This is a genomic window from Enterococcus italicus DSM 15952 (assembly GCF_000185365.1).
Taxonomy (GTDB): Bacteria; Bacillota; Bacilli; order Lactobacillales; family Enterococcaceae; genus Enterococcus_G; species Enterococcus_G italicus.
In genome coordinates, this window is record NZ_GL622241.1 from 665,030 (window position 1) to 687,061 (window position 22,032).

The 22,032-nt window shown below is 39.9% G+C and carries 18 protein-coding genes; 5 read left to right on the forward strand and 13 right to left on the reverse strand.

Annotated features, from left to right (window positions below; genetic code table 11):
* The first annotated feature begins 95 nt into the window (after positions 1–95).
* The 5 genes from HMPREF9088_RS03135 to HMPREF9088_RS03155 all read left to right on the forward strand — a co-directional run bounded on the left by HMPREF9088_RS03135 (position 96) and on the right by HMPREF9088_RS03155 (position 4,557).
* Positions 96–806 carry an amino acid ABC transporter permease gene (locus HMPREF9088_RS03135; protein ID WP_007207682.1) on the forward strand — a complete coding sequence of 237 codons (711 nt, stop codon included), beginning with the start codon at positions 96–98 and terminating at the stop codon, positions 804–806.
* Positions 799–1,533, forward strand: a complete 735-nt coding sequence (locus HMPREF9088_RS03140) for an amino acid ABC transporter ATP-binding protein (protein ID WP_040366290.1) — start codon at positions 799–801, stop codon at positions 1,531–1,533. Before HMPREF9088_RS03135 ends, HMPREF9088_RS03140 begins: the two co-directional genes overlap by 8 nt.
* A gap of 27 nt (positions 1,534–1,560) precedes the next feature.
* Positions 1,561–2,430: a transporter substrate-binding domain-containing protein gene (locus HMPREF9088_RS03145; RefSeq protein ID WP_007207684.1), complete on the forward strand. Its 870-nt coding sequence runs from the start codon at positions 1,561–1,563 to the stop codon at positions 2,428–2,430.
* A gap of 28 nt (positions 2,431–2,458) precedes the next feature.
* On the forward strand, positions 2,459–3,652 hold the full coding sequence (locus tag HMPREF9088_RS03150) for a M20 family metallopeptidase (protein ID WP_040366292.1): 1,194 nt from the start codon (positions 2,459–2,461) through the stop codon (positions 3,650–3,652).
* A gap of 122 nt (positions 3,653–3,774) precedes the next feature.
* Positions 3,775–4,557, forward strand: a complete 783-nt coding sequence (locus HMPREF9088_RS03155) for a 2-keto-4-pentenoate hydratase (RefSeq protein ID WP_007207686.1) — start codon at positions 3,775–3,777, stop codon at positions 4,555–4,557.
* Between the two features lie 251 nt (positions 4,558–4,808).
* Here the strand turns inward: HMPREF9088_RS03155 and HMPREF9088_RS03160 are convergent, their stop codons facing one another.
* The 13 genes from HMPREF9088_RS03160 to HMPREF9088_RS03220 form a co-directional block, all read right to left on the reverse strand.
* Positions 4,809–5,813 carry a LacI family DNA-binding transcriptional regulator gene (locus tag HMPREF9088_RS03160; RefSeq protein ID WP_007207687.1) on the reverse strand — a complete coding sequence of 335 codons (1,005 nt, stop codon included), beginning with the start codon at positions 5,811–5,813 and terminating at the stop codon, positions 4,809–4,811.
* Between the two features lie 8 nt (positions 5,814–5,821).
* On the reverse strand, positions 5,822–7,549 hold the full coding sequence (locus HMPREF9088_RS03165) for a glycoside hydrolase family 13 protein (protein WP_007207688.1): 1,728 nt from the start codon (positions 7,547–7,549) through the stop codon (positions 5,822–5,824).
* A 23-nt stretch (positions 7,550–7,572) separates the two neighbouring features.
* Entirely contained in the window at positions 7,573–9,357 is a 1,785-nt protein-coding gene (locus tag HMPREF9088_RS03170) for a glycoside hydrolase family 66 protein (protein WP_143139692.1), read from the reverse strand.
* Between the two features lie 234 nt (positions 9,358–9,591).
* Positions 9,592–11,901 carry a glycoside hydrolase family 31 protein gene (locus tag HMPREF9088_RS03175; RefSeq protein ID WP_007207690.1) on the reverse strand — a complete coding sequence of 770 codons (2,310 nt, stop codon included), beginning with the start codon at positions 11,899–11,901 and terminating at the stop codon, positions 9,592–9,594.
* A 6-nt stretch (positions 11,902–11,907) separates the two neighbouring features.
* Positions 11,908–13,536: a glycoside hydrolase family 13 protein gene (locus tag HMPREF9088_RS03180; protein ID WP_007207691.1), complete on the reverse strand. Its 1,629-nt coding sequence runs from the start codon at positions 13,534–13,536 to the stop codon at positions 11,908–11,910.
* 1 nt (position 13,537) lies between these two features.
* Positions 13,538–14,170 carry a YesL family protein gene (locus tag HMPREF9088_RS03185; protein ID WP_040367187.1) on the reverse strand — a complete coding sequence of 211 codons (633 nt, stop codon included), beginning with the start codon at positions 14,168–14,170 and terminating at the stop codon, positions 13,538–13,540.
* Positions 14,171–14,216: 46 nt separating this feature from the next.
* Positions 14,217–15,104: a carbohydrate ABC transporter permease gene (locus HMPREF9088_RS03190; protein WP_007207693.1), complete on the reverse strand. Its 888-nt coding sequence runs from the start codon at positions 15,102–15,104 to the stop codon at positions 14,217–14,219.
* Between the two features lie 22 nt (positions 15,105–15,126).
* Positions 15,127–16,044: an ABC transporter permease gene (locus HMPREF9088_RS03195; protein WP_040366296.1), complete on the reverse strand. Its 918-nt coding sequence runs from the start codon at positions 16,042–16,044 to the stop codon at positions 15,127–15,129.
* A 75-nt stretch (positions 16,045–16,119) separates the two neighbouring features.
* Positions 16,120–17,793 (reverse strand): type 2 periplasmic-binding domain-containing protein, encoded by a 1,674-nt coding sequence (locus tag HMPREF9088_RS03200; RefSeq protein WP_007207695.1) that lies wholly within the window; start codon positions 17,791–17,793, stop codon positions 16,120–16,122.
* Positions 17,794–18,128: 335 nt separating this feature from the next.
* Positions 18,129–18,347: a hypothetical protein gene (locus tag HMPREF9088_RS03205; RefSeq protein ID WP_007207696.1), complete on the reverse strand. Its 219-nt coding sequence runs from the start codon at positions 18,345–18,347 to the stop codon at positions 18,129–18,131.
* Between the two features lie 214 nt (positions 18,348–18,561).
* On the reverse strand, positions 18,562–19,728 hold the full coding sequence (locus tag HMPREF9088_RS03210; protein ID WP_007207697.1) for a pyridoxal phosphate-dependent aminotransferase: 1,167 nt from the start codon (positions 19,726–19,728) through the stop codon (positions 18,562–18,564).
* On the reverse strand, positions 19,712–20,539 hold the full coding sequence (locus tag HMPREF9088_RS03215; protein WP_007207698.1) for a carbon-nitrogen family hydrolase: 828 nt from the start codon (positions 20,537–20,539) through the stop codon (positions 19,712–19,714). The genes HMPREF9088_RS03210 and HMPREF9088_RS03215 overlap by 17 nt, the downstream gene beginning before the upstream one ends.
* A 305-nt stretch (positions 20,540–20,844) precedes the next feature.
* Positions 20,845–21,945, reverse strand: a complete 1,101-nt coding sequence (locus HMPREF9088_RS03220; RefSeq protein ID WP_007207699.1) for a lactate oxidase — start codon at positions 21,943–21,945, stop codon at positions 20,845–20,847.
* Positions 21,946–22,032: the final 87 nt, after the last annotated feature.

Below are 22,032 nucleotides of genomic sequence, written 5' to 3' on the forward strand. Positions count from 1 at the left end.
AAAATAACTTTACTTTTGCTACATTCTATCTTATGATAAACATACTTAATTGAATAAAAATTCAAAATAAACAGTATAAAACGAGGTTTTTGTATATGAATGCATATTTAGGAATTGTTATTAATTTCTCTAAAGTCGTCAAATGGTTACCGACCTTTTGGCAAGGCACCATCGTCACTGTCGCCTTAGCGATCATGACCGTCATTATCGGTTCGTTGATTGGCTTATTGGCAACCATCATGAAGCAATCAAGTTTTGCGCCTTTGCGCTGGTTAGCCAAAGCGTATACCCAAGTCGTCCGCGGCACTCCCTTACTGCTTCAGCTCTTTATGTGGTTATACGGCTTTCCCATTATCGGCATCTCAATCCCACCCATCCCACTACTCGGTGATGTGTTTGGCTCACGCGAATTTTTGACCGCTGTAGTAGCTCTTTCTATTAATTCAGGTGCATACATATGCGAATTACTACGAGGTGGCTTGGAATCGATTGATAAAGGTCAGATGGAAGCTGGCAGATCATTGGGTCTTAGTCGCTGGCAAACCATGAAAGCCATCATTATCCCACAAGCTGTCCGCGTAGTCTTACCAGGATTGGGGAACGAATTTATTATGATGATTAAAGAATCTTCCATCGTATCGGTCGTAGGAGTCTTCGATGTCATGTATACCTACAACATCGTCAAAGCGTCGACCTATTCGATTTTTGAACCGCTGATTGTTGTCGGGATTATTTATTTTCTTTTGACAGCCGGCCTAACTTCTTTAATGTCTATGCTAGAAAAGAGGATGCATGTATATGATTAAAACAGTGAACGTCACCAAAAAATTTGGCGACTTAGAAGTATTAAAAGGGATTTCGACCGATATTCAAAAAGGTGAAGTCGTCGCAATTATCGGTCCTTCTGGCTCAGGGAAGTCAACGTTTCTCCGTTGTTTAAACTTAATGGAGACCCCGACAAGTGGGGAAGTCATCTTCGAAAACCAAGATCTGACAGCCAAGAAATTAAAAGAAGCCGATATTGATCAGGTTCGCGAAAAAATCGGCATGGTCTTTCAACACTTCAATCTTTTCCCAAATAAGACCGTCCTTGAAAATATCACTTTGGCACCAATTATGCGTAAAAAGATGAGCAAGGTACAAGCGGAACAAAAAGCAGATGAACTGTTGCAAAAAGTCGGCTTAGCAGAGAAAAAATATGCCTATCCAAACCAACTATCCGGTGGTCAAAAACAGCGGGTCGCTATCGCTAGATCACTCGCAATGGAGCCCGATCTGATGCTTTTTGATGAACCGACCTCTGCCTTAGATCCGGAGATGGTCAAGGAAGTCTTGCTTGTGATTCAAGACTTGACCAAAAGTCATATGACGACTGTCATTGTGACCCACGAAATGAATTTTGCGAAAAAAGTCGCTTCGCGCGTGCTCTTTATTGACCAAGGACGCATCGTTGAAGAAGGGACACCTGAAGAATTGTTCCAACATCCAAAAGAGGAACGCACCAAATTATTCCTCGATAAAATCACCTTTTAATGACACTTACTGAATGGAGAGAATACTATGAAAAAAAATTGGGTATATACGAGCATCTTTGCACTACTAGCGGTCGTGACACTAGCGGCTTGCGGAACATCTTCTAGCTCTAGCAGCACAGACTCCGATGTACTAGCGAAAATCAAAGCAAGTGGCAAATTAGTCGTGGGGACGTCACCTGATTTTCCGCCATCTGAATTTTATATTTTAAATGATCAAGGAGAAAAAGAAATTGTAGGCAGCGATATTTCATTATCTAAAGCCATTGCCAAAGAAATCGGCGTAAAATTAGATATCAAAGCAACTGACTTTAACGGCGTACTTGCCAACATTCAGACTGGCAGTGTCGATATTGGTATCTCTGGTTTCGTTGGAACAGATGAACGAAAAAAAATCATGGACTTTTCCGATGGCTATGAGCAAGAAGTCAGCGATGGTTATCAAGGTATTTTAACGACGAAAGAGATTGCTGAAAAGTATTCATCGTTAGCTGATTTGAAGAAAGCAAAATTAAAAGTTGGCGCTCAATCTGGATCAATTCAGTATGAATTAGCTTCCGGATTGACCTCAACAGCCAACTTAAAACAATACGGCACGATGGATGCGGCAGTTCTTGCACTAAATGCTGGTGACATTGATGCGGTGACGGTGTCCACCACTTCGGTAGAACCGCTATTGACTTCTTTCCCTAACTTAACAATCTTAAGCAAAGAAGAATTCAATCTTGACCCTGACAACAAATATGCGACCAATGTCATTGGTATTCCTAAAGATGATGCCAACAAATCACTTATTAAAGTCATCAACAAAGTTATCAAAGAAAACAAAGAAAATGGCAACTTAGAGAAATGGAAAGACGAAGCCACTGAGCAAGCCAAAAAAGCGATTAGTGAATAATGATTGAATGAGAAAGAAGGCTATCTACATGACGGTAAAAGAACAACTGATTGCATCAATTGAAACGAATATCGATGCATATATGGAGATTGTACAAACGCTATACGACAATCCTGAAATTGGTAATGAAGAGTTTGAAACAATGAAATTATTGGTATCCTATCTTACAAAAGCTGGGTTCGATACCCAATCAGCATACATTGTTCCGACTGGCTTTTTAGGAACATATGACACACATAAACCCGGACCGACGATTGCAGTAATGTGCGAGTATGACGCCCTACCTGAAGTTGGTCATGGCTGCGGCCACAATCTAATTGCAGCTATCGGTGTCGCCACTGGTGAAGCTGTTAAAGGCATTATCGATCAATTTGGTGGCAAACTACTTGTCGTCGGCACACCTGCAGAAGAAAACTTTGGTGGCAAAGTAAGTATGGCTGAAGCTGGCGTCTTTGATGCTGTCGATGTTGCCCTTATGGTTCACCCCGGCGTTAAAAATGGTGTCGGTGGTCGTTCAAATGCCTTAAATCCGATTAAATTTGAATTTTTTGGTAAAAATGCGCACGGCTGTCACCCTGACTTAGGTCGATCTGCTCTCGATGCAGCAGTGATGAGCTATCTGCAAATCAACTTGTTGCGTCAATTTGCCAAACCGCACACCTACATTCACGGTATTATCAAAGATGGCGGTCAAGCTGCCAATGTCATTCCTGGCTATGCGTCATTAGAATATTACTTCCGTGCACCCACTATGTCTTATGCGAAGTATTTAACAGAGCGCGCGAACAAAGCTGTTGAAGGCATCTGTCTAGCTAACGATGTGACGTTTAAGACGTCCACTTATGAATGCCCTTATGAAGATACATTAATCAACTACACATTGGCAGATATCTTAATGGAAAAATACCAAGAAATCGGCTTAACAGATATCGCACCCGTCGAAGAAGTAGCTGCTGGGTCGACAGATGTCGGTGCAGTCAGCTATAAGTGCCCTACCATTCAAGGGAATATCAAAATCGCCGATAGTCATGTCGGTGCCCACACAAAAGAAATGGCCGCTGCCACCATCTCACCTGACGGGAAAAAAGGGCTGATTTCAGCAGCCAAAGGACTCGCCTTGACCATTCTTGAATTACTTGAAAATCCTGAATTATTAGCAGCAGTCAAAGCCGAGCATCAAGAAACGATAAAAAAAGCACTGACCCTTGATTCGCTTGCCTAGTAAAAAAAGACCAACCCTTCTGATAAAACCAGGAGATTGGTCTTTTTAATTGGCATTTGGTGATTCGTTGCAGGATTAATAGGAGTATGTTACAGTTTTAGCAAATAAAAGGAGGGATTTTCATGACATTATCTACCGAACAACACGCACTGGCAGAAGCTTTACTTGACGCATATAAAAAAGGACATTCACTACCTATTAGCGAGGCCGAACTAACCGTCGGAAAACTAGAAGATGCGTATGCCATCCAAGCTTTAATCAGTGGACAAAAAGATACCCCCGTTGCCGGCTACAAAGTCAGCTTAACGAGTGAAAAAACACAAAAACTTTTTGACTCCAATGAACCATTATACGGAGCAGAAGAACAAGCTCAAATCCTGACCTCTCCTGCGACTGTCAACTTAACAGACTTTTTAGAACCCTTAGTTGAAATCGAGCTGGTCTTCACTGCAACAAGCACGCTATCTGAGACAGATACACTCCCTGAACTATGCGAAAAATTAACCGTAGCCCCAGGTATCGAACTCCCTGATTCACGCTTTGCAGATTGGTTCCCTGATTTGAACAAATATCTAGTCGTATCAGATGGGGCTGTAGGTGGAAACATTGTCTTAGGTGCCTCTCAACCAGTCTCAGCGATTTCATTTGATGAACTTGGACAAATTGAAGGAACATTGTTCGTAGATGACGAACAAGTAGCGCAAGGCTTATCTTCTGAAGTGTTGTCAAATCCTCTCATCTCAGTCCAATGGTTGATCAAAAAATTAGCCCAATCGAATCAACAAATTACTGAAGGAATGCACATTTCAAGTGGGACATTTATTTTTCCAGTACCTTTAAGAAAAGGGACGTTCAAAGCCGTTTATTCACATGGTATTGGTGAAGTTGTCGTATACGCAAAATAAAAAAGCACACTAGTTGGGGGCTAGTGTACTCGGGAGAAAGAAATGAAAAAAAGTTTGGTTTGTTTGGGTATGAATAGAGTATAGCTACCCAAACTTAAACAAACCATAGAGAAAACGCATCCATTCTTTTTTACTACTACATCCGAATCGACCAGACAAACTAGCTCCTAAATAAGACCAGAAAATCCCAAAGGTTGAGACATACCTTTGGGATTTTCTAGTCTTTTTATAACCAACAATATTTCACTTTTTTATCGGGCTAACTTACGAACGGTTTGCCGTTCTTTTAATTCAAAGGGAATAATCTCTGATGTCATTACTTGCTTTTTGGTAATCGAGTGAATCAACCGCTGACAGCCGCGCGCACCCATCTCATAAAAAGGCTGGGCAATCGTCGTAAGTGGTGGTGTCGTCATCCACGCGATACTTGTGTTATCATAGCCCACTACGGATAATTGATCCGGAACACGAATGCCCGCCTGATGGGCCACTGAGATCAATCCCAAGGCGACATCGTCACTGGCACAGACGATGGCAGTCGGCATCGTCTGATGAAGGTACTGCTTCATCGCTTGCTGACCAGACTCAAAGCTGAAATCACCAAATACAATCAACGAGTCATCCACAGCTAGTTGGTTGTCCTCAAGACAATTGAGATACCCAGCCAGACGTGGTTTACCGGCCACTGCATCGTCGGGATTGATGCCAGCTAGTGCTATCTTTTGATGATTTTGCTGAATTAAATAGTGTGTAGCATGATACATTGCTTCATAGTCATCAACTTTGATATATGGTAGTTGCTTGTCTTCAGAAATCGTCGATAACAAAATAGTTGGCACACCTAATTGACGAACCAATTCTTGCCGCTCTTGATTCAGATAGATAGAGACAATCATAATCCCATCCACTCGCCGATTGACCATTAATTTCAGGCTATCAACCAAACGTTTCCCTTCAACACCAGCATGTGTCAGAATGACACTATACCCATAATCATAGGCTATATCCTCAATTCCCGTAACGATATTTCCATAAAACGATGTACTGACATCGGGAATAATGATGCCGATGGTTTTGGTTTTATTGGTGACCAAACTGGTCGCCGCTTCGTTCTTGTAATAACCAAGCTCCTTTGCCGCAGCTAACACGCGGTCTCTAGTCTCGTCTCCATAGCCACCGATGTCATTGATGACGCGTGAAACAGTAGCCGTAGAAACATTCGCCAGCCGCGCGATATCTTTGATTGTGGTTGCCATGATTTTACCTACCTTATCTTTTCATTGAATGTCTCTTTGACACGCTGATTCATATGGTATACACGGGCTTCATATGGAGCAAGTGCCATCGTTTTTTGGTGTTGTGTCAGCTGTAGCTCATGCTCACTATTTGCCCCCTCAACAGAATGATTGTCGATGACCAGCGTCCAACTCTGACCACTAATTGCAGCTGGTAAGTCAATTTCAGCCGCATCTTTGGTTAAGTTTACCACCACGAGCATTCGCTCTGTTCCTAAAAAGCGTTCATAGACATAGACTTTGGGATCATCGAGTAAGTAATCATGGTAATGACCCGTAACGAATACCGCACGATTTTTTCTTAGCTGAATCAATTGCTTGTAATACGACAAAATCGAGTTAGGCTGTTTTAACTGTGCAGCTACGTTAATCTCTTCATAGTTTGGATTGACCACTAGCCATGGCTCTGCTGTCGAAAAACCAGCATTTTCCTCCGTACTCCACTGCATTGGCGTACGGCTATTGTCTCTAGAGATGCTACTCATTAGTTCTAGTATTTCCAGATTACGCTCACCACTATCTTCAAGCTTTCGCAGCTCTTCAATTTGCTGCTTGGCAGTCACGTCATCAAGCTGATCCAAGTCCGTAAAGGTCATATTGGTCATACCAAGCTCTTGCCCTTGATAAATAAACGGCGTGCCTTGTAACAGTAAATACATTGTAGCCAAGGCGGTCGCTGCCTTTTGGCGGTACACAGGCTGATCATTACCAAATACCGAGACACTCCGCGGCACGTCATGGTTTTCCATGTACAATGCGTTCCATCCTTTGCCGTAATCCAGTTGCTTTTGCCAATGACTGAGCGCTTTTTTCAGTGCGATGACATCAATTGTGTCCTGTTTTTCTCGCTTCCATAAAGAAATATGCTCGAATTCAAAAATCATATTGAAATACCCATTTTCACCGACCCACTCAGGTGCTTGCTCTGCCGTCACACCAGATGCTTCACCGACTGTCACAATATCATATTCTTTAAATATTTGACCCAATTCCGTCAAGTAAACATCGATGCCTGCTACATTGGTGAACGGTGAAAATGCCCAATCTGCTTGCGGCTTAGTATCCCAAGAAGATTTTTTAATATGTGAGATGGCATCAATGCGAAATCCATCAATTCCTAAATCTAGCCACCAACGAATCATTTTATATAGATCTTGCCGCATCTGCTTGTTTTCCCAGTTTAAGTCCGGCTGTTCTTTGGCAAACACATGAAGGTACTGTTTCTTTAGAGAAGGCACCTCTTGCCAAATCGATCCACCAAAAATGGATTCCCATTCATTAGGCTTTTGTGTGCCATCTGCCCAAATATAATAATCATGATAGGGATTGTCTGGTCCTTTGAGTGCTTCTTGAAACCACGGATGCTGATCTGACGTATGATTGATGACTAAGTCCATAATAATCTTAATGCCATGCGCATGCGCCTCTTTGATTAAATCCACCATCTCCGCCATAGTACCATACTCAGGATTAATCGCTTGGTAATCACTAATATCATACCCATTATCGACATTGGGTGAAGCATAGATGGGATTCAGCCAAACAAAATCAATGCCCAGCTCTTTTAAATACGGCAATCTTTGGCGAATGCCATTTAAATCTCCGATGCCATCATGATTGGTATCTTGAAAACTTTTTGGATAGATTTGATAGCCTATCGCATTTTTCCACCAAGGAATCGTTTGTTCTTCGTACATAATAATACCCCTTACTTACATTGTTATTGAAAATAGATTATATCCCAATATTCTAGACTACTAACCGGTATTTCTAAATACTTGCCTTTGCTATCTTTTCCTCTTGTCATCGCCACGACTTTTGAGTGACTATCAAAATCTGGATCTGGTGAAGTAAGATAGGCATGCTGATAGTCATTTTCTGTATAATATCGGACTGTCAATTTTTCTTTCTTATTTGGCGTTGCTTTTTTTCCTTCATTTGCTCGCCAAGTAACATCTTTAACGCCACTCAAATTAATGAGCTGAATTGCTTCAATGCCTTCTTTTTCTTTTGCATAGGCCCAAATAGTATCAGGTTGGCCATCACTGCTGGTTTGTTCATCGACGATTTGAATCAATTTTTGATTATCTTCCAAGCCATCACGTAAGATATTTTGATAAGCTACAATAAATTCTTGCAGTGCATGTTGGCGTTTTTGGTGCTCTTTACTCATATATAGGTTCTTATTAGGGAAATACTCATTTGAAAGCATTTCTGTGCCATTCCCTAATTCAATTCTTGAACCACCCGCTGCATAAACGGCTGCATCGGTTAGTAAAACGGCTGCTTGATTAAATGGTTTACGTTTCCCTTGGGCTGCTGCATAATCATACTCCATATAAGCCGGTATAATTAACGATTTTCCATTGCTTTCTTTACGTGACTGATCGATTTCTCGCTTCAAGCTCATATAATCATCATACGTATGCCCTTCACTGTCTTTATCCCAAGGCCAAATTTCAGAGTAGAGGACATCAACATTTGATGCATTTACCTGCTCGATGCCCTGCGCACCTACTGGATTAAAAGAAAGGTAGTAGCGATCCCCTAGACGTTCTTTTACGGTATTTAAAAATGACTTGTAGCTATCTTTCACATATTTTGCTTTTTCGGGTTTCCCAATATCCGCAGTGGTCCACATTTTGCCCCATTCTCCAACAGTGTCACCATGCCAACCATCAAATCCCATTACTTCTAATGCTTCTTTGTTTTTTTCGATGATATAATCTTGCCATTCAGGGTTATCTAAATCAAAGAAAAATAAGTTGGATTGACCAGTGGGACTGGCTCCCATTTTAAATGTAAAAACATCTCCTGGTCGTTTCCCCGCCTCTCCATGATCTTCAGCATAATGCAATAACCATTCATCTTTAATACCATATTTCTTGTAATTGTTTGTTGCTCCATAAACCATATTATAACTCATATTCACGATATTTTCTTGCTTAGCCAGCTGAATATATTCTTTTACTTTATTGCCATCAATTTGTCTGCCTGACCAATCCTGCCAAGTCATTGAGCCATCATCAGGAATCAGTTGATGATGCAAAAATTTCCAATCATAATATTCAATAGAGTTTAGCTGCCAATCTTTCATCTGTGCGATGGTTTTAGCGGGCGTTGCTTCATCACAAAATTCTGTTAAATAGCCATAACGTGGAAACTTGGTCCAGTTACTCGAAACATCCACCGCTTTATTGGTTTGAGCAATGGTTTCTCCGGATTGATTTTTCATTTCAATTTGCAATAAATATCCTTGAAAATCGGTTTTTGGGGGCTGCCATTCAATGGTCATCTGTCCCTTACCGTTAACGGTTTCCCATTTTGCAGCTTGTTGATCAACTTTTTTCCCCAAATGAGTCACCCGTAATTGATAGGTTCCTTGATTTTTTTTTGCTTCATCCGCTAATGAAACGGTTAAGGTTACCTTGTCCCCAGGTCGATAGACGGCTTGGTCTGCGCTTACCTTATCAATTGACACGTTTTCCTGTTTTTGATTATTCATTCTCACCACTCCAAAGATTACTCCGACAACCAGAGCCCCACTTATTATTCCAAATACAATTTTTTTCATATTTGCTCCCTTCAATGCATGATTGTAAAAAGTCGTCCTTATCAAAAAAACCGAACCATAATGAGACTGGCTCATGTCACTGCTTGTGACAAGTGAGATTCATCATCACTATCGTTCGGGTCCGGTTTTACTGCAATACATACATGTCCCTTTTTACTCAGCTAGTCACTCTGCACGTTGGTCCGTGTATTCGCATTCAAACAGTGCTTGTGATAACTCACGAGAAGGTACTTGGGAAAGTAAATTGAATCGTTTTTTCTTACTTGATTCATTTCGGTAACGATCCCATAATTGATCTTTTAATTCATTCTCAATGTTTGCTCGTTTTAAGATATCAAAGACAGCCTGTTCACTGGTCTGTGTTTTGCTGTAAGCAAAACCTGATAGTGTGAGCATATGTTGCTCTTCTGGTTGATTGATTAAAATGATTTGTTCTTTCAACTGAGCATCATAAATAGAGGAAAGATTGTCGCCACTAACCTGTACTTCATCGGTCACGCGTAAATGAAACTCATGTTGACGTTCATTTGGCAGAATATCTTTCGATCCTTCTATTTCGATAACCAATTTTTTGGTTTCATTATCCAAACGAACGCGGGTCACGCATCGTTGATTTCCCTCATCTTCAATCAATTCATATTGATTGCTGCTTCCAGGGAAAATTTCCCAACGGATGGTTGTTGGCAATTCATTCGCTTTTGTTTGCTCAGGATGGGCATCTAAAGGCACAATGGCGCCCGCTTTAGCTAAAACAGGAATATCATTTAACCAACGATACATCGTAATGGTTGTATCGCCTTCATAACGACAGTTTCGGAAAAAGTCAAACCAATCTCCCACTGGTAAAAAGACAACCACTTTTCCTAACTCTGTCTGCCGATCCATTGCTTGCGTAATTGGAGCAACCAAAAGTTCAGAACCAAAGAAGTATTGATTACGCGTACGGTAAGATGCATCTACTTCCGGGTAACGGTAATACATTGGCTGCATCAGCGGTTCACCATTCTCATGTGTCTTCACATTTGCTGTGTAAAGATAAGGCAGTAAAGCATGTCGGAAGCGCAAGTAATCCTTCATAATCCCGGCTATTGTTGGTTCATAGGTCCAAGGTTCCTTGCTTGTAAACGCACTTGATGAACTATGCAAACGATTGATTGGACTAAATACCCCAAATTGCAACCAGCGTAAGGACAATTCTTCGTCTTTGTATCCTAACATGTGTCCACCAATATCATGACTCCACCAAGAATAACCAATGTTCGAAGCCGTGACGGTCATGTATGGTTGGAAATCAAGCGATTCCCAACTGATAATCGTGTCCCCAGAAAAGCCGAGTGGGTACCGATGGCTTCCTGGTCCGGCATAGCGGGATAAAATTAATGGATCGTGTTTGCGTTCTACTTGATCTAGAAAGTGGTAATGGTTCAATTGCCATAACGGATCTAAGCCGGCTACTTCACTTTTTGTGCCTTGTTGCCAATCAATCCACCAAAAATCGACCCCATCTTCTTCCATTGGATGATGAACATCTTCGAAATAACTGATACGGAAATTTTCGTCATTTAAATCAAAGCGAGCTGGCTCTTCTGCCTCTTGGTCGAGATGCAACCGTTTTGCCACTCGTGGATAAGCTTCTTCAAATGCACGAATCCCATCAGCTGGATGGACATTGAGCGTAATCGCTAAGCCTCGATCATGTATCGCTTGCATAAAGCGTGTCGGATTCGGAAATAATTTTTTATCCCATGTGTATCCTGTCCAACCATTACCAAAACGTTCTGGCACTTCCGTCAAGTGCCAATCCATGTCAATTACCGACACCGATAAAGGCACCGCTTCTTCTTTAAATTGTTCAATCAATTCTAAATAGCTATCTTCCGTGTATTTCCAATAACGACTCCACCAGTTTCCTAAAGCATAACGAGGTAGCAAGGGTGTTTGACCTGTCAACTGATAGAAATCTTTCAATGCTTGGAAGTAATCATGTCCATAAGCAAAGAGGTAGCAATCCGTTTCACTTCCTAGGCGCTTAACTGGTTGCTTCATCTCATCTATCGCAAAAGTTGTTGAATCATCCATTATAGTGACACCGTTACGGCTCATGATACCATCTTCAAGTGGAATTTCTCCATCTGCTCCATCAAGCGTTCGCGTTGTTCCTTTTAGGTTCCATTCAGTATCTCCAAAACGCCAATGGTGCGTATAACCTGTTGCAAAGCGCACATCCATCGAAACTGTGTATTCATTAAATTCCTTTTCTTTTTCGTAAAAAAGATCAAAATTTGGTGTATGAATTTCTAGTTGCGTTTCCGTTTCAGAAATGGTTGCTGTTGGTGTTCCAAATGTACGATTTAAAACAGTTTGTGTCGGACGATCTTCAAATTGTCCAGTTTGACTATATTCCATCCGAATCAATTGATTCGTTAGAATTGTGATACGATACTGTTCTCCTTGAATAATAGACTTAGTCATCATTCCCTCCTATACATTTTTTAAAATTTTTGTAGCAAATGCTTCATATGGCTTTAATAATACTTCGCCACTTTTTGGTAATGAGGTGTGATAGTTATGAACAAGTACTTCCCCAATTTCTTCTTCCAACGTAAACGTTTGGTTTGATTCCGAAAAATTAGCCACGACTAGCCATTTCTCACCGGAAAATTCTCGATAATACGCAAATACTTCTTCTGCTGTCTCTTCAATTAGTTCGTATTCGCCCCAAACAACAATCGCATGCTCTTTGCGTAATTCTATTAATTTTTTGTATGTGTAAAAAACAGAATCCTCATCAGCCAAACTTTGTTTCACATTAATTTCAGGGTAATTTGGATTAACGTGCAACCAAGGTGTCCCTGTTGTAAAGCCTGCATGGGCCGAATTGTCCCATTGCATTGGTGTCCGTGCATTGTCTCGTCCTTTAGCATTAATGGATTCGATAATGGCTTCTTTCGTATAGCCCTGATCTAGGCGCTCGTTGTACATATTAATACTTTCAATATCATCAACTTCATCAATTGTTGAAATTGGGCAATTCGTCATGCCAATTTCTTCTCCTTGATAAATGTATGGCGTACCTTTCATCATATGCAACACAATCGCAAACATTTTGGCACTTTCAACGCGATACTCTTTGTCATTTCCCCAACGTGAAACGATTCTTGGTAAATCATGATTGTTCCAAAACAAACTATTCCATCCTTCACGTCCTAATGAAGTTTGCCACTTAGATAGAATTTGCTTCAATTGACCAATAGACAGTGGCTTCAAATCCCACTTATCTTTGCCTTCTTGTTGATCCAAACCAATGTGTTCAAATTGAAAAACCATTGAAAGTTCATTTCTTATCGGATCAGAGTATAATTTAGCGATTTCGGGTGTTGCTCCCCAAGTTTCACCCACCGTCATTACATCTTGCGAGCCGAACGTTGCTTGATTCATTTCTTGAAGATACGTGTGCAACATTGGCCCATTTCCTGTAATGCTTTGATCAGGTAATTTGCCAATTAAATCGATGACGTCCATCCGGAAACCACCAATTCCTTTTTCCAACCAAAAATTCATCATATCGTAGACTTCTTGACGAACCTTTTTGTTTTCCCAATTTAAGTCTGGTTGTTTTTTACTAAACAAGTGTAAATAATACTGCCCCGATGCTTCATCATATTCCCATGCACTTCCACTAAATGCTGAATGCAAATCATTTGGGACGTCCCCATTAACTGGATCACGCCAGACATAATAATCTCGGTATGGATTTTCTTTGCCTTTCTTGGCTTCTACAAACCAAGCATGTTCATCAGAAGTATGATTAACAACAAGGTCCATAACGATTTTAATGTCTCTTTTATTGGCTTCTTGGATTAATTCTTCCATATCCGCCATCGAACCAAATTCATCCATAATATCTTCATAATCACTGATATCATAGCCGTTGTCATCATTCGGTGATTTGTAAACTGGCGAAAGCCAGATAGCTGTAATTCCTAATAATTGTAAATAATCTAAACGGGAAATAATCCCAGGAATGTCCCCAATTCCGTCTCCATTGCTATCCTGGAAACTTCTAGGATAAATTTGATATACTACGGCCTTTTGCCACCATGACGTCATGTTAAATCTCCTTTATTTTTTCATATTTTTTAAAAATACCTAACAATAAGAACGATTTTAAGAAAATCATAAATGCGATGCCTATGAACACACTCATATACAGTATGAAAACAAAAAGATTTGAAGAAAGAAACATCAATGCAATGACCCCAATACTCATGCCCGCCAAAAGAATGCTCGTAAACACATTCATGACAGTAAGTTTCAATGAATTGACCAGACTATTTTTTAGACTATCTTGATAACGCGCAATATAAGCATACAAATATTGAGTGATAAACAAAATAAATAACGCTGTCACCCCAACACCGACCATCGGAAGTGTGATGCCATGGAATGTCTGCACAAAATACCAACCATCCACTATAAATAGCACTGAAAGCAAGGATTGAATCATACTAAATACCATTGACTGTTTAAAATTTTGCTTAAACGCTACAAAATAATTTTTCGTTACTTGCATATCATTTTTTTCATGCATCTTGAAACAAACGGTATAAGCTGCGCTCAATGAAACACCCGTTGTGACGAGTGGCAGACTAGTTATGAGGATACAAAAGTTCAGCACCATCAATCCCCAGATCTTTGCAAGTACACGATACACGGGGCCACCAACATCAAAAAATCTATCCACATTCTTCACCTCTTTTCTTCTCATCTCGTTTTGACACATTCAAAAACTATTCTTTGACCGCTCCTACAACAATTCCTTGAACAAAGTATTTTTGTAAGAATGGATAAATGACTAGTAACGGAATGATTGCTACAACAATTTTCGCAGCATTCAAGTTACGATTTGATACTGATAACAAGCTTTGTAATTGCTCAGTAGATAATCCACTAGCATTTTGTAATGCAGCTGCAATATTTACGGACAATGATTGGATGTAGGTCATCAATGGATAATTTTTAATATCCGTCATGTAAACCAATCCACTAAAGAAGTCATTCCAACTACCTACAATACTGAATAAAGATACCGTTGCTAAGGATGGTAAAGAAATCGGAATATAGATTTTAAGCAAAATATCCCAAGCATTTGCGCCATCTAACAAAGCTGATTCTTCCAATGATTTTGGAATCCCCCGGAAAAAGTTCATTACTAAAATCACACTACCAATAGGAACAGCACCAGGTAAAATCAATGACCATACGGAATTAATCAACCCTAGATTTTTTACAACTAAATAAGTTGGAATCATCCCACCGTTAAAGAGCATTGCAAAAATCATAAGGTTCATAAAAAACTTGCGGGAAAAGAACACTTTTTTGCTTTTTGACAAAGGATAGGCCAATGTCACGATCAGTATCAAGTTTAGTGCAAGTGCTACGAAGACTCTAAATACTGAAATGCCGAATGAACGCCAAAATTGCGCATCACCGACAATTTTTTCATATGCTGCAAAAGTTAATTCTACTGGCCATAAACCAACCTTATTTGCGGCTGCTGCCTGAGAACTACTTATAGAGAGCGCAATTACATTCATCAATGGGATTAAGCATGATAACGTCAAGAGAATTACTAATAAATAGATAATAAATTGACGAATGCCAAATTTTTCTTTCATTTTTTTATTCCTCCTTTAACGTTTAGAACATCACCCGATTTGTTGCTTTTTCAGCCGCTTTATTCGAAATCCAGATTAAGAATAATCCGATAATCGAGCGAATTAACCCAACTGCAGCCCCTAAACTATAGTCTCGTCCAATTAGACCAATTCGATAAATATATGTATCTAAGACATCCCCACTCGAATACACTGGAGGAGAATACAAATTGTACACTTGGTCAAAACCAGCACTTAAAATGCCTGGCAAAGCCAAAATTGTCATCAAAATAATAAAAGGCATCATCCCTGGAACCGTTACGTAGCGTACTTTTTGATACCAGTTTGCCCCATCCATTGTCGCTGCTTCATACAATCCTGGATCAATCGCCGTAATAGCGGCTAAGAAAATAATCGAGTTATAACCAAAACCTTTCCAAACATCCGTCCAAATTAATAGATGTGGGAACACTTTATTGCTACCTAAGAAATTCACTGAGTTAAGACCGATACTTTGTAAAATTTGATTGACTGTTCCATCTAAACTAAACAGGTTTACAATAACCGAAGCTAAGATTACCCATGAAAGAAAATAAGGTAAATAAACAATTGTTTGCATCGTACGTTTCATCCATTGGACACGAATTTCATTTAATAAAATTGCAAATACTATTGGGATGATTGTGTTCCAGATGATTTTCCCTACGGCAATATAAACGGTATTATAGGTAACTTGCCAGATATCAGGTAAATTAAAAAGATATTTGAAGTTATCGAGATAAACAAATTCAGAATGTATAAAACCTCTTGCTGGTATAAAATCTTGAAACGCCATAATTAACCCAAACATCGGTGCATAAGAGAAAACTAACAAAAAGAGTATTCCTGGCATTACCATAGCTATGAATAGCCATTGATCTCTTGAAAACCAAGATTTCCTTTTTATCGCTTTTTTATCCATAATAGTCTCCTTACTGTCAGATAGAAAATAGAGCATTTGCTGACAAATGCTCTATTAACTCATAACTCAATTTAGTTATTTTTGCTTGTCAGCAATTTTTTGCATTTCTGCGAGAATTTCTTTACCACCTTGGTTATCCCATTCTTTGGTGTATTTATCAAATTTGCTTAATGGTTCTGCTCCTGTTACAAATTTGATGAACGTTTCTTCTTCAAGTTTAGAAATTTGAGCACCATTACGATCGTTTGCTTTAATTGTATCAAAGGTTATAAATGGTTTTACTTCGTTATAGATGCCTTCTTTACGTACACCATCCATTACACCAGTTACTGCTAAAGCACGTGAAGCGTATACAGACCAGTCGGTTGGATCTGCTCCTTCTGGGTTGTCCAAATAAGCTTTGATTTTACGAGCATTATTTTGAACGATAAACTTCGTAATATCATCGATATTTGTTTTGCCTTCCGCAGCATCTGTCGCAGTCACTGCATCATCAATTTCACTCAAGTTTTTGAAGAATTCGATATTGACTGGTTTCACTGAACCGTCAACTGCTTTTTGAGCATAATCATAAATTTCAGGATATTCTTTTTCCATGTCTTTTGAGTTCGCTACTTTGTCAAATAATAAATTGAACATTTCAACAACTTTTTCTGGATGAGCAAATTTCTTGCTAACAACCACGTAACCACCAACACCTGGTTTCGATACACCATTTACTCTACCATCTTTGCTTTCAATTGCATACGGCGTAAATGTTGCTTTCGGATTAGCTGTTTTGGCTTGAACCAATGCCCAATCAGAGATATGCCATGGTCCAGGAATAATACCTAATTCACCATTAATCATCATTGCGTTAATATCATCATACGTACGAGTACCAAATTGTGAATCAAGTAATCCTTCATCAAATAAATGCTTAACGTATGTTAATCCTTCTTTTGCTTGTTTCGTATTTGAACCATAAACTAATTTTCCATCATCACCTTTAAGATAATTTTTTGGATACGCTCCAAATGAGTTAAAAATAGCTGTTGCAGTATAACCAGAGCTACCATGACTATCAGATGTCAAGTAGTTTGCTAAAGCTAAACCTTGTGTTTTTCCATTACCACCAGCATCTTTTTCTTTAAATGCTTTGGCAGTACTTTCCAATTCATCCAATGTAATTGCATGATTTCCATCTAGATCCAATTTAATTCCTAAATTATCAAGCCAGTCTTGTCTGAACCAAACCATGTTTGGACCAAAATCATTGGAAGTTCCAGGTAAAGCCATTATTTTTCCATCAATTTTCGCTGAATCAATTTGTACGTTATCAAACGATTTGTAGATATCTTTGATGTTATCAGATGCGTATTTTTTGTATACATCTGATAAGTCTGCAATTAAATCATTGTTTGCTAATTCAACCATTTCATCATGACTCACTGCCATAACATCAGGAATATCGCCAGAAGCAATTGCTAAAGATACTTGACGGGTATAATCGTCGCCATTTGCTTCAAACGCACTTTTAATATCAACACCCAATTCTTTTTTGATTAATCTGCGATACGCATTATTTGCATAAGTATCACCTTTTGGTAACTTAGAGTTCGGTTGTGTTTGTTGACCAACCGTCATAACAATGTTTCCATCAGCATCTTTCTTGGTTTCCTTTTTATCGGAACTCCCCCCACACGCAGCTAATAGTAATGCACTACTTAATACTACCGCTCCAGTTAAAAATTTGTGCATTTTCCCCATTTGATTTTCTCCTTTGAGTTATTTGACATAGTCAACGACGTAATCGTTTACGTAACTAATAAAAAAATATATTTCTAAATTTACCACGTAACAGATTACTCATAAAAGAAAGAACGTAAACGTTTACACAGTGATAATAACATTAGCCTTTATTTCATGTCAATAGCTTTTCTAATTTTTATCAAAACAAAAAGAAAAGGCTTTCTTTTTGTTTTGATAAAAAGAAAGCCCACCTTATTTTTTTACTATCAAATCTTTTTCTGCAGAAGAAAACACATGCGAATAGATAGGGATAGGGTGTTTTGTTTTAAAAGTCGTTACGGGTATGTTAGTTATCAGATTCCTTTTTCAATGCCTCCTTTAGAGCTGTCATGAACTCTACTTAGTGCTTCAAATTGTTCCCCACAGGGTTTTACAATATCAGAATGCTCAACAGTGACTAACCTATCATCTTTGATATGCTTTTTTTCAAGTGCAGCATAATTAGCAGATAATAGCGTATGATCTTTAAAATCTTTCGCATTTCTACTTAGACGTTTGATAGTAGATAGCAAGTCAATATCCTCTACTAATGATCGAGTAATCTCTGCTAGTATCAGAGATTGGTTTTTGCAATACCATAAATCATGTCTCTAATAAAATTTTTTACTGGTTTAGATAAATCATGTGATAGTTGTTCACAAACTCTTAAGTAAATTCAAAACTTATTATTTTTTTAAAAAGGCAAGCGCGGATACAGTTCTTAAACCACCCTTGCCTAGCTTGATGTTATTCAAATAAATGTAACGTCCCGATGCGTTCGACTGCTTCGACTAAGCGGGCTTCGCCAATCGTCAGTCCCACTCTGACGAACCCTTCTCCTTGTTCGCCAAAGCCGACACCTGGTGCGACTGCCACTGCAACTTCGTCTAATAGTAGATCACTGAAAGATTCACTTGTATGGCCTTTTGGTACTGGCATCCAGCAGTAGAATGCACCATCAGATGGGTATGCTTGCCAGCCGATTTTTGCTGCAGCGGTCACGAATGCTTGGCGCCGACTTGCATACTGTGCTGCAATTTTTTGTAAAGGCTCTTGTCCACTTGTCAATGCTGCAACACCTGCTGCTTGCAATGCCGGGAAAATACCTACAAACAAATGGTCTTGAATCAAGTTAATGGCTTCGATAACTTCTGGATTTCCTACTGCAAATGCAATGCGCCAGCCAGCCATGTTATAGGTCTTTGATAGTGTATAGAGCTCGACCCCGACTTCTTTGGCTCCTTTGGCTTGCAAGAAGCTAGCTGGCGCCGTCTGACCATTTCCTAAGGCACCATACGCGAAATCATGAACGACAATCAAGTCATTTTCCTTAGCAAATTGAACGGTCTCATCAAAAAATTCAGGCGTTGCTTGCGCCCCTGTCGGATTGTTTGGATAGTTTAAATACAAAAGCTTAGCCGCTACTTTCAGCTCTGGCGACCATTCAGAGTAGTCCGGCAGATAGCCTTTTTCTGGTCGCAATGGAATCAATTCACTTTTGACATCTGCCAAGGCGATACCAGAAAGATAGTCTGGGTAACCAGGATCCGGTAGCACAATCGTCTCGCCAGGATTGAGTAAGGCAAGTGGCAATTCCACCAGGCCAATCTTGCTCCCACCCATCACTGCAATTTCTGTTTCCGGATCGACCGTTACACCATATTGTTGATAATAAAAATCCGCTGCTGCTTGCTTGTATTCATGATTACCGCGAAATTGTGAATATTTGTGCGTCATTGGATCATCAAGCGCTTGTTTGGTCGCCTCAACAATGAAAGCAGGAGTCGCCTGATCTGGATTCCCTTGTCCCAAATTAATGACGTCAGCGCCAGTTGCGATTTTTTTGTTTACCTTCGCCACCAATGAAGCAAAAAATTGTTTTGGTAACTGATTGAGTTTAGTCGAAAATACCATTGTTTGTCTCCCCTTTGCGAATTTGTTCATACAATGCTGGTCGTGCATCTTTAAAGACTGGGATTTCTCCTCGTACAGGCAAAATCGCAGCAGCATCTACCTCTCCGCGCGCGATGCATTCTTGGTCATCTAACTCGAGAATGATTTCTCCTAAAGGGTCAATAATCATCGAATGACCTGGAAAATGATTTGCAGGGTCAGCACCTACTCGATTGACCGCTATGAAAAAGGCTTGATTTTCAATTGCCCTAGCTTGCAGAAGCTTGCGCCACTGTGCTAAGCGTTGGACAGGCCACTGGGCACTAACAATATAGACTTCAGCGCCTTGTTGAGCTGCCAAGCGATACCATTCTGGAAAGCGCAAGTCATAGCAGATAAATGGACTGATTGTCACTTGTTTGTTTTCAAAAAATGCAAGCTTATTACCAGAAGCTAAGTAGCGATCCTCGGCCATTAAGCCAAATAAATGCGCCTTATCATATTGCGTCAGCACGGATCCATTTTCATCAATGACATAAGTACGATTGTAAAAATCCGCCCCTTCTTTCACTGCTACCGAACCACCGACAATCGTCACACGATACGTTGTCGCTAACTCTTTTAGTAACTGTAATGTTTCTTGACCGTTATAATCTGCTATCTCTTCTAGCCGCGTCAAATCATACGCGGTGTTCCACATCTCTGGCAATATCACAAGTTCTCCTGGCTGTAAGTTTGCTTCTTGGAATAGTTCTCTGACGTGTCGTTGATTTTCTTTTGGGTTTCCAAATGCAATATCCATTTGTAATAAGACTACCGCTATCTTTTTCATGCCGTGTCCTCCTTTTTGATACCTATTTTCTGATATAAAAAAGCCCTTTTCGTCTAGACGAAAAGGGCGAAGCTCGCGGTACCACCTTTATTATGTTATCTCTTATGTTAACGGACATCTCACCGTCGTCTCAGCTCTAGAACCAAGACACCGCTCCCAGCTCATGCTAAGGTCTGCCATCTACCTATTTTCACCAACCATAGACTCTCTAAAATCTGCCAATACCTTATCTTCTGTTCATTGCGTTTTCATCATTTTCTAATAATGATTAGTTTACGCAAACTTGGTTGGTCTGTCAATGCTGTTTAGTCGACGAGTGTCGTTTGTTTGACGTCTTCAATCGTTTTAGTACCGGCTAGTTGCATCGTGATGGCTAATTCCTTGTTCAAGTGATCAAAGACAGAAGTCACGCCTTCTGCTCCACCTAAGAACAAGCCATAAATAATTGGACGACCAAGTGCAACCACATCGGCACCACTTGCTAATGCTTTGAAGACATGCTCGCCGCGGCGCACACCTGAGTCAAAAATAATTGGTACGCGTTTGCGAACAACTTGTGCGATTTGTGGCAATACATCAAATGACGCTGGCGCACCGTCTAATTGTCGTCCGCCATGATTGGACACCCAAATGCCATCAGCACCAAATTGGATGGCTACTTCGCCATCTTCTGCCGATTGAATCCCTTTGACAATGACAGGTAAGCCAGACATTTTTTTGATTTTTTGGATATCTTCTGGCACGATGGCTTGTTTTGCTGCAACATATATTTCTGAAATGCCTTTTCCTTTGCCTTCACCGGCACCAGACGCTTCACTAAAAGCGACTAAGTTTGGCATTGGTAATGGGAAGGTGAAGTCATTGACGATATCTTCTTCACGGTAGCCACCAAGTGTTGAATCGACTGTTAAAATAATGGCTTTTGCACCTGATTGAACAGCCTTATCAAGTAAAAATTGATTAAATGCATCGTCTTTACTCATATACAATTGGAAAAATTGGGGCGCATCTGGAGCCGCTGCTGCTGCATCTTCAATTTTGGTATTTGCATACGTACTAATCGCAAAAATAGAACCCGCTTTAGCTACCCCAATGGCTGTATCGACCTCCCCTTTGACATGCGCTAAGCCTTGCGCGGCAGAGGGAGCTTGAATGATCGGTGTTTTTAAAGGAATACCGAATAATTCGGTCGACAAATCCGCATGATCAATACCTTGTAATACGCGAGGAATGATTTTTTTCTTTGAGAAAGCTTGCGTATTTTCACGTAATGTCCATTCGTCTTCTGATCCGCCACGAATGTACCCAAACGCTCCTTTGTCCATGTCTTCTTTCACTGCTTTTTCTAAAGATGAAAGATTGACGATTTTAATTGGATGTTCTTCTTTACTTGTTGTATAGTCCATGATTACTCCACTCCTTTTTCTTCTTTACAGTGGCTATCATACAACTCTTACAAAAAGTAAGAAACTGATAACACTAAAGAAATTCGG